Below are 2461 nucleotides of genomic sequence, written 5' to 3' on the forward strand. Positions count from 1 at the left end.
ATTCATAAATACAGCGAGCTAACAAAGTGTTTAGACAAACTCGATCACGGTCAGCTTTCAGACTTTGAACGTGAACAAGTCAGTCAGCGCATTGCGGTGCTCATTGCTCAAGCTTGGCATACCGACGAAATAAGAGCCGCGCGCCCGACGCCTGTTGATGAGGCAAAATGGGGCTTAGCCGTAATTGAAAAAAGCTTGTGGTTTGCGGTTCCTAAATTTATGCGTGAGCTAGAAAACAAACTAGAAGATAACTTTGATGTCTCACTTCCTTTAGACTCTGTACCCGTTCAAATCAATTCTTGGATGGGGGGCGACCGCGATGGTAATCCATTTGTTACCTCTAAAGTCACTCAGGAAGTCTTGTATTACGCAAGACACAGAGCCGCACAATTGTTTGCTGAAGATTTAGAAGTCTTATGTGCAGAGTTGTCGATGACGCAATGCAGTCCGGCGCTGCAACGCACTTTAGAAGCTCAGTTAGAGCAACAACAGCAAGACAGAAATTATTCAAAAGCAAAAGCGTACGATTTGAAAGAACGTGGTTTGAAAGAGCCGTATCGAGCAATCCTAAACCCATTGCGCAAAGCGCTTTTAGCAAGTGAAGCAAGCCTTGCAGATGCCTTAACGGCCTTTAATAGCAAAGACAGCGGAGCTGTCGAAACACCGACTTTTGTGTCTCAACAAGAGTTACTTGAGCCATTGATGCTGTGTTACGAGTCGTTATTGGAATGTGGTATGAGCGTCATTGCCAAAGACAAGTTATTGGACACGATTCGCCGTGCGCACTGTTTTGGGGTGCATTTACTTAAATTGGATGTACGTCAGGACTCAGAACGTCATCTAGACGCCATTGCCGAAGTGACTCGTTATTTAGGTTTAGGTGACTACAGCGAATGGAGTGAAGAAGAAAAACAAGCTTTCTTAATTAAAGAGCTAAATTCAAAACGTCCACTGTTCCCAAAGAAGTGGCCTTGTTCTGATGATGTTCAGGAAGTGTTAGATACCTGTAAAACCATTGCTCAAAACGAGCCAGATGCGTTTGGTATATACATTATTTCGATGGCGACTTATCCGTCAGATGTACTTGCGGTTAAGTTGTTATTAAGTGAAATGGGCGTAGATTGGTCTATGCCAGTCGCGCCGTTGTTTGAGACGTTAGATGATTTGAATGGCGCAGAAGAAACCATGCAAGCGCTGTTTGATATTGATTGGTACAAAGAGCAATTGGCAGTCCCTCTCGATGAAGCGGATAATGCTAAATCAAACGTCAAACAATACGTGATGATTGGTTATTCTGACTCTGCTAAAGATGCTGGTGCACTAGCGGCTGGTTGGGCGCAATACGCCGCACAAGAAAAACTGATTGCATTGGCAGATAAACACAATGTCGGACTTACGTTATTCCATGGCCGTGGCGGTACTATTGGCCGAGGTGGTTTACCGGCCTATGAAGCGATCCGCTCACAACCACCAGGTTCATTAAAAGGTGGCTTTAGAATTACTGAGCAGGGCGAAACGATACGCTACAAATTTGGTAATTCGACGCTGGCAAACCAAAGCTTATCGCTGTACGCAAGTGCGATTATCGAGTCAATGTTATTGCCTTCACCTAAACCAAAACAAAGTTGGCGAGATGCCATGACAGAAATGGCTGCCACAGCTCGTGATAACTACCGAGGTTTGGTGCGTCATGACCCTAACTTTGTGCCGTACTTTAGAACGGCAACACCAGAGTTGGAACTAGGCAAGTTACCTCTAGGCAGCCGTCCGGCTAAACGTAAACCAAACGGTGGTGTAGAAAGTTTACGTGCCATTCCATGGATTTTTGCATGGGCTCAAACACGAATGGTACTTCCTTCGTGGTTAGGTGTGATGCCTGCGATAAAAGACTATATCGACAATCGCGGCACAGATACTTTAGATGAGATGCTTGAGCAATGGCCGTTTTTCCGCTCTCGTTTGTTGATGTTGGATATGGTTTTCCATAAAGCTGATGCGGACATTAGTGCAGCATTTGACCAACGATTGGTACCAAAGGAACTATTGCCAATTGGTGAAGGCTTGCGCCAGCAATTAAACGACAGCGTTACACTGCTTCTTAAGTTACTCAAACAAGAGGAAGTCATGGAAAGCGACCCACAAGGTAAAGAGTCCATGCAAATCCGCTCTGCTTACCTCGAGCCATTACATTATTTGCAAATAGAGTTGCTGAGTCGTATTCGTCAAAATGATGAGGACTTACCGATGAACTCTGACTTAGAGCAAGCCATGATGGTGACCATTGGCGGCATTGCGATTGGTATGCGAAATACGGGGTAAGCCCTTGTAAAAATACAAGTAGGTCAATGCTATGTAGGAGCAGGGTATCTCTCTTGTTCCTAATTTTGATGAAGCTACTTGTGAACTTTTTTCAGTTTTAATAATCAGAAGGCTCTATGAAAACAGAGCCTTTTTTATTGGA

1 protein-coding gene is annotated in these 2461 nt (G+C 44.5%); it reads left to right on the forward strand.

What is annotated here, in order from left to right; all coding sequences use genetic code 11:
- Positions 1-2319 (forward strand): phosphoenolpyruvate carboxylase (gene ppc / locus AC4E96_RS14025; protein WP_490256272.1); only part of this gene is annotated, 2319 nt, incomplete at its 5' end.
- Between the last annotated feature and the right edge of the window lie 142 nt (positions 2320-2461).

This window comes from Psychrosphaera sp. (assembly GCF_982872775.1).